This window comes from Streptomyces sp. NPDC002926 (assembly GCF_053591755.1).
Map to the genome: position 1 here is coordinate 1 of NZ_JBSFUK010000069.1, position 6,845 is coordinate 6,845.

General features: G+C 72.2%; 5 protein-coding genes and 1 pseudogene. 2 read left to right on the forward strand and 4 right to left on the reverse strand.

All coding sequences use genetic code 11. The features are described from left to right. Positions 1-66: 66 nt before the first annotated feature. A complete protein-coding gene (locus ACWDZ6_RS33155) occupies positions 67-906 on the reverse strand; it encodes a DUF1206 domain-containing protein (RefSeq protein ID WP_451505796.1) in 840 nt (279 codons plus the stop codon). 187 nt (positions 907-1,093) lie between these two features. Here ACWDZ6_RS33155 and ACWDZ6_RS33160 point away from each other — a divergent pair. Beyond that, positions 1,094-1,242: pseudogene (locus ACWDZ6_RS33160) on the forward strand (IS5/IS1182 family transposase); the annotation flags it as partial. Here ACWDZ6_RS33160 and ACWDZ6_RS33165 read toward each other — a convergent pair. Then, entirely contained in the window at positions 1,236-1,781 is a 546-nt protein-coding gene (locus ACWDZ6_RS33165; protein ID WP_451505797.1) for a GNAT family N-acetyltransferase, read from the reverse strand. The pseudogene ACWDZ6_RS33160 and the gene ACWDZ6_RS33165 sit on opposite strands and share 7 nt — an antisense overlap. A 320-nt stretch (positions 1,782-2,101) precedes the next feature. Here ACWDZ6_RS33165 and ACWDZ6_RS33170 point away from each other — a divergent pair, with 320 nt between their 5' ends. Continuing rightward, positions 2,102-2,701, forward strand: coding sequence for a DUF1062 domain-containing protein (locus ACWDZ6_RS33170; protein WP_451505798.1), 600 nt, complete (start codon positions 2,102-2,104; stop codon positions 2,699-2,701). A 12-nt stretch (positions 2,702-2,713) separates the two neighbouring features. Here ACWDZ6_RS33170 and ACWDZ6_RS33175 read toward each other — a convergent pair whose 3' ends face one another. Then, on the reverse strand, positions 2,714-4,012 hold the full coding sequence (locus ACWDZ6_RS33175) for an SWIM zinc finger family protein (RefSeq protein WP_451505799.1): 1,299 nt from the start codon (positions 4,010-4,012) through the stop codon (positions 2,714-2,716). Then, positions 4,009-6,783 carry a DEAD/DEAH box helicase gene (locus ACWDZ6_RS33180; RefSeq protein WP_451505800.1) on the reverse strand — a complete coding sequence of 925 codons (2,775 nt, stop codon included), beginning with the start codon at positions 6,781-6,783 and terminating at the stop codon, positions 4,009-4,011. Before ACWDZ6_RS33180 ends, ACWDZ6_RS33175 begins: the two co-directional genes overlap by 4 nt. Positions 6,784-6,845 lie beyond the last annotated feature (62 nt).

A 6,845-nucleotide genomic window follows, 5' to 3' on the forward strand; every position in this document is an offset into this window, starting at 1 on the left:
CCCCCCCCCCCCCCCCCCCCCCCGCTTCCCGGTCTCGGAGCTGAGGCTGGGGCTGGGGCTGGGCGATCAGACGCGGCGCCAGCGCGCCATCGCGAAGGAGAAGACGCCGAACAGCCCCAGCCCCACGGCGACCAGCGCCAGCAGCCACGGGCCCGCCGGGGTCTCGGCGAATGTGCGCAGCGTGTCGTCGAAGCCCTTGGCCTTGTCCGGCTCGTACTCGACGGCCGCACGGACGACGAACACCCCGATCGCGGCGAAGACAAGACCGCGGGCCGCGCCGCCGCCGACGCCTGTCACGTCCACGAACTGCCTGGTCCTGCGCGACATCTGGCCGAGCTTCAGATGCTTGTGGTACTTCCGCATCACGGCGCGGGCACCGACCCAGATCCCCCCGACCGCGATACCGGCGCCGACGATGCCCACGATCCACTGGCCCGCGGGCAGATCGAGCGCCCTGGTGGTCACATCCTGCGACTGCTGGTCGCTCGACCCGCTGCCGCTGCCGCGGTCGCCCGCGGCGAAGGCGAGGACGGAGTAGGCGACGAAGCCGTAGAAGACGCAGCGGCCCGCGGAGAGCAGGCGCTTGCCCGCCTTGTGGCCGTCGGGCCCGGCGGCGCCGAACAGGGCTTCGGACAGCCGCCACAGGGCCATTCCGACCAACCCGGCGCCCAGGATCCACAGCAGGACGGATCCCATCGGCTTGTCCGACAGCTCGGCGAGCGCGCCGCCCCGGTCGGCCTGCTTGCCGCTGTCGCCGAAGGCGATCTGCAGGGCGAGAACCCCGACGAGCAGATAGATCGCCCCGCGCGCGACGAACCCCCAGCGCGCGGCGGCGTCGAGGGCGGAACTGTTGGCCGCTCTGCGGGCTCCGGCGTGTCCACGGAGCGTCATCATGCGTGCGTTCATCGGTGAACCTCCCGGTGAGGCGGATGCCCCTGACCGGGACGGGGAAACGCCGGGCGGGCGTGGCGCCGCCGTTCAGGAGACCGCCGAAGGGACCGCCGGAGCCGCTCGGGTGTCGTGGACTCCGACGCGGCCGGCGGAAACATAAGCCTGGGAGCCGGGAGTCCGCCGGTGAGGGTGGACGCCGCCCACTCCGGGCCAGTGGGGCGACGCTCCGCAGCTCATCCGGTCATGGAACGTATCCGCGTCGGCCGCCTCAGTGGTGGACACCTGCGCACGCGGCCCGACCATCTCGGCGGCGACAAGGCGTACTCCTCCCGCCGCAACCGCCGCTACCTGCCCTTCGGGTCCGGCTTCCAGTCCTGGACGAGGAGCCCGAGCAGCACCTCGTCAAGAAACTCGCCCATCACCCAGGCCGAGGAGCGCAGCACGCCCTCGCGGACGAAGCCGTTGCGCTCGGCCGAGCGCAGCATCGCGGCGTTGTCCGACAGCGTCTCGATCTGCAGCCGCTGCAAGCCGCGCACGACGAAACCGTAGTGGCACAGCACCGCGACCACGTCGGTGCCGTAGCCCTTGTCGCGAGAGGACGGCAGCAGTCCAAGGCCGATGTGCGCGGACCGGTTGTGGTTGTCGATGTTCGACAGCACCGCGGTGCCGAGCAGCGTGCCGCCGTCCAGCTCCACTACAGAGAACGGGACGTGCCCTTGCTCCTTGTCGTCCACCACGAGCCGCGAGTCCTTCGAGCCGGGCGTGATCGGCCGCCACGGCCGGCCTTCGGCCCGCGAGGAGTTGACCACGTCGTCGTAGAGCTCAGCCCGCAGGATCGGGATGTCGTCCTCGTGCCGGGCCCTGAGCCCGACCTTGCTGCCCCTTAGCATGCAAACTTCCTATCCGACCGGGCTTGCTGACGGCAAACCAATAAGGCAACTGCATGGGCACCTCCCAGGCCTCCAGGGCCTGGAGGCACGTCGCTGGCCCCCAGAAGATCCGCCGGACAGGCCCTGGCGGTGAGGCGCTCGAAATCCAGTGGAACGGCGCCGCTGTGCGCCATTACCGTGCTGCCGAACCAAGTTCGTCCAGTCGAGGAAGTGCCGTTGTACACCCTGTGAGACCTCCCGAGCGCTGATTCGTTGCGCGTCGCGCATGTGCGCCGCGCTCCTTTTTGCTGCGGACTTCTCACTGGAACCGGTGTACTTCTGTGCTCAAAAACTGGGTGGTCACGCCCACCTGCCTGCCGCTCGTTCTCCGCCGTTGCCACGCGTGCGCGTCCGAGCGCTTCCGGGCAAGCGGTAAATTTCGCGTCAACGCAAACCACAAGCTCATCGACGCCTGGCTCCTCGCGCTCTGTACCTCTTGCGGGGAAACGGCAAAGCTCACGGTCCTGGAGCGGATGAATGTGCGCTCCGTACGACCTGAGCTGCTGGACCGGCTGCATGACAACGACCCTGGCCTGACAGCTGAGCTGCTCCAGGATCCGGTCGTGCGGCGCCGTAATCGCATCGCCCTCGACTGGGACAACGCCTGGCGCCTCGACACCGGCGGTTCGGATCACCTGGACCGCGAGGTGATCGACGTCTCGGTCCGCTTTGCGGCGCGGATCCCTGTCCGGCCGGTGCGACTGATCGCTGAAGGTTGCGGTCTTTCGCGAGCCGAGGTCGAGAGACTGATCACGGAGGGGAAACTCGTTTCGGCAGTCCGGCTGAGCGGCAAGCTCTCCGGCGACTTCACCTTCACGCTCAAGCGCTCAGCCCTCCTCACCAGGGGCCTGTCCGGGCAAGGCCCGCCGGACAGGCCCTAGCCCGGACAGGCCCTAGCCGTCCAGGAGCTCGGCGAGCGCGAGGGCCGGTTCGGCGGAAGGTTCGCCCGCCGGCCACCAGATGCCGGACTCGTCGCGGTAGGGATACCAGCGGTCGTCGCGGCCCTGACGCAGCTGGATGCCCCGGCCGGTCAGCGTCCAGCGGTTGCCGTCCACCACCACCTCCGGCGCTTCGTCGTCCTCCCAGGCCGCCGCGAACACCGTGCGGGCGCGGGCGGCCTCCTGCTTCGGCGGGTCCCACCGCCGCTCCAGCACGTCGAGCCCGGCGGCGCCCCCCGTGCGCCAGGCCGCGGCGGCACGGTCCAGCTCCTCGGGGCGTCCGCAGCTCTCGCGCAGCCGCTGCGGAACCCGCGGATCGGGGTGGGTGGCGGCGATACGTACGGTGTCCTGCCACTCATCCAGCGGCGGCGGGAGCTCGGCGGTGAACCCGAGGGTGTACGCGAGGAGTTCACGGGCCCGCGCCGCCGCGTCGGCGATCAGCTGCTCCAGCGGGTCGGCGTCGAGTCCGGTCGCGGGCCCGTCGGGCCGGAGCAACGGTTCGGGCAGCGCCGGGAGCGGGGGCAGGGGGACCGGCTCGCGGGCGTACGCCTGCGCGGCGGGCGTACCGGCGACGTCGGGAGCGGCGACGGACCGGGCGTCCTCCCCCGCACTCTCCGCCTCCGCATCACCCTCCTCGTCATCGTCCGTCATCGCCCTCAGCAGCAGTGTGGATTTGAGGTCCTCCAGTGCCTGCGCCTCGTTCCTGCCGCGCACCAGCAGCAGGAGGAACGGGTCCTTGTCCAGCAGCCAGGAGACCTGATAGCCCAGCGCCAGGGCATGCGCGCACGGGTGGTCGGGCTCGTCGCAGTCGCAGTCCGGCTCGAGATCGCCGTAACCGGGCAGCAGGCCGAGCCTTGCGTCCTCCGCCGCCTCCAGCAGGTCGGGCGGCAGCTCTCCCGCCAGCAGCGCCGCCAGTTCGGCGGGGCGTTCGGCGGTCCTGTCCCACAGCAGGTCCCAGTCGTCCTCACCCAGCTCCCGGAGTGTGAGCACGGTCGTGCACGGGGCGTCCTCGCCCCCGTACACCTGCGCGGCGATCCGTCCCGGACTGACCGTGACCGGTCCGATGCGGCCCGAGCGGGCGAAGGCCCGCGCCTTCTTCAGCACCTCCTCGTCGGGCCAGGCATCCTCCATCGCGCCGGCCCAGGCGCCGCCCCACCAGGACTGTCCGCGCGCCCGGCCGCCCTTGCGTGCGGGAAAGGCGGGAAAGCCCCGTGCGGCTCCTCCGCCGTCGTGGTCGCTCAGCTGCCCGCTCATCCCGCACTCCTCAGCTCGACCAGGTTGGCCAGGTCGTCGTTGCTCAGCTGCGTCAGCGCCTTCTCGCCGGAGCCGAGCACCGAATCGGCCAGCTCCTTCTTGGACTCCAGCAGTGTGGCGATACGGTCCTCGATCGTGCCCTCCGCGATGATCCGGTGGACCTGGACGGGCCTGGTCTGGCCGATCCGGTAGGCCCGGTCGGTGGCCTGCGCCTCGACGGCCGGGTTCCACCAGCGGTCGTAGTGCACCACATGGTCCGCCCGGGTCAGGTTGAGACCGGTCCCTGCCGCCTTCAACGACAGCAGGAAGACCGGGACCTCACCGTCCTGGAAGCGCTGCACCATCTCCTCCCGCTTGTGTACGGGCGTTCCGCCGTGCAGCAGCTGGGTGGGGATGCCCCGGTCCGCCAGATGGCGCTCCAGGATCCTGGCCATGGCCACGTACTGCGTGAAGACCAGTACCGCCCCGTCCTCCGCCGTGATCGTGTCGAGCAGTTCGTCGAGAAGCTCCAGCTTCCCCGAACGGCCCGACAGCTTCGGCAGGCCCGCTGCCCGGCCCTCGTGCTTCTCCTTCAGGAATTGCGCGGGGTGGTTGCAGACCTGCTTCAGCCCGGTCAGCAGCTTCAGCACCTGGCCGGCACGCTCGATGCCCTCGCCGGCCCGGATCGCGGCCATCGTCTCGCGCGTCAGCTTCTCGTACAGCGCGGCCTGTTCGGCGGTGAGCGCCACCAGCTGGTCCGTCTCGGTCTTGGGCGGCAGCTCGGGCGCGATCCCCGGGTCGGACTTGCGCCGCCGCAGCAGGAACGGCCGTACGAGGTGGGCGAGGCGCTCCGCGGTGTGCGCATGCTCGGGAGGACCGGCCCTCTCCGCCTCGATCGGGGCGATCCAGCGGCGCCGGAACCGGCCGTGGGCGCCCAGCAGTCCGGGCGTGGTCCAGTCGAGGACGGCCCACAGCTCGGACAGGCTGTTCTCGACGGGGGTGCCGGTGAGCGCGATCTTCGCGTCGGCCGGAATGAGCCGCAGCGCCTTGGCCGTGGATGACGACGGGTTCTTGACGTGCTGCGCCTCGTCGGCGACGACCGTGCTCCAACGGTGCGCGCCGAGACGCTCGGCGTCCAGACGCATGGTGCCGTACGTGGTGAGTACGAAGCCGGAGTCGGCTCCCTCCAAAGTGCGTCCGGTGCCGTGGAAGCGGCGGACAGGGGTGCCGGGGGCGAACCTGCCGACTTCCCGCTCCCAGTTGCCGAGCAGCGATGCCGGGCACACCACCAGCGTCGGGCCGCGGCTGTCCTTGTGCTGCTGCCGTACCAGGTGCAGCGCGATGAGCTGGACCGTCTTGCCCAGGCCCATGTCGTCGGCGAGACAGCCGCCGAGGCCGAGCGAGGTCATGCGGTCCAGCCAACGCACGCCGCGCAGCTGGTAGTCGCGCAGGGTGGCGGTGAGTGCGGCGGGCTGCTCCAGCGGCTCGTCGCCGCCGTCGGGGTCGGCGAGCCGGGCGCGCAGGGCGAGCAGCCACTCGCTGGGCGCGACCGGCACCTGTTCGCCGCCGATCTCGACGTACCCGGACAGAGCGACAGCCAGGGCTTCGATCGCGGTGAGCGGCCCGAGGTCGCGCTCGCGGGCCTTGCGGGCGATCCCGGCGCCGATCAGCGTCCAGCGGCCGCGGAGCCGGACGAGCGGGGACGGCGCACCGGCGACGGCGGCCATCTCCTCGTCGGTGAGGAGCTCGCCGTCGAGGAGCAGCTCGCGGCGCAGGCCGACCGTGCCGTCGCTGCCCATGAAGGAACGCAGGTCGGCGGGCGGTACGAGGTCCGCGCCGACGACGGCGCGGTCGGTCAGGGTACGCCCGACCTCCTCGGGCCAGCGCACGTCGATGCCGTGGGCGCGCAGCCTGGATCCGGCCTCATCGAGTAACTGGACGGCCTCCCGGTCGCCGAGAGCGAGTTCACGGGGGACGGGCAGCAGTTGTTCCAGCGGCTCCCACACCCCGGCGGCGCGGCGCACGGCGAGCACGGTGTCGGCCTGTGCCCGCGGGCCCAGTGCGTTCGGGGCGCCGTCGAAGAGCTCGCCGGCGTCCATGGACAGGGTCGGGTCGGCGAGGCTGTGGACGCGCGGGACAATGCGCAGGGCCGGCGCTCCCCCGCCGGCCGCGTCCGCGCCGGGGGCCGACAGGTCGACACGCAGCGAGACCCGTACACCGGAGTCGAGGCCGACCGAGACCTCCTCGGCCCAGGCCCGCAGCCCCGGTACATGCTGGGGCTCGACGGCGGCGAACGCGGCCCGCCCGGTCGACGCCTCGGCCGCCTCCGTACGCGGCAGGGTGTCGGCGACCGCGTCCGTGAAGGCACGCAGCAGGGGCGCCGCTTCGGGCAGCAGGTCGGTGCCCGGCACGGGCGCCGCCAGCGCCTCGGGCGGTGCGGCGGCAGCCAGTTCGCGCAGCCGCAGGACATCGTCGGAGTCGAGCGGGCCGACCCGCCACGCGTCGTAGCCGGCCGCGGAGACACCGGGCAGCACGAGCCCGCGGGTGGCGAGTTGCAGCGCGAGCGCGGCGGCGGCCCCCCAGTAGGCGGCCGCCGGACGGACGGCTGCGCCGGTGCTCCCGTCCCCGTAAAGCCGTCTGGCCAGGGCCAGTACGGGCAGCGCGTCGGCGACCGGCAGGCGCAGCACCTTGACCGTGCGCACCCCGTCGGCGGTGGCCAGCTCGGCCTCGCCCACCTCACCCGCGGACACGTCGGGCGGCCCCGCCCCGTCCGGGTCCCAGAAGGCGCGCACGCCCCGGGCGGGCGGGACGCCCCGCGCGGAATCCGCCCCGCCCCCCCCCCCCCGACACTCGA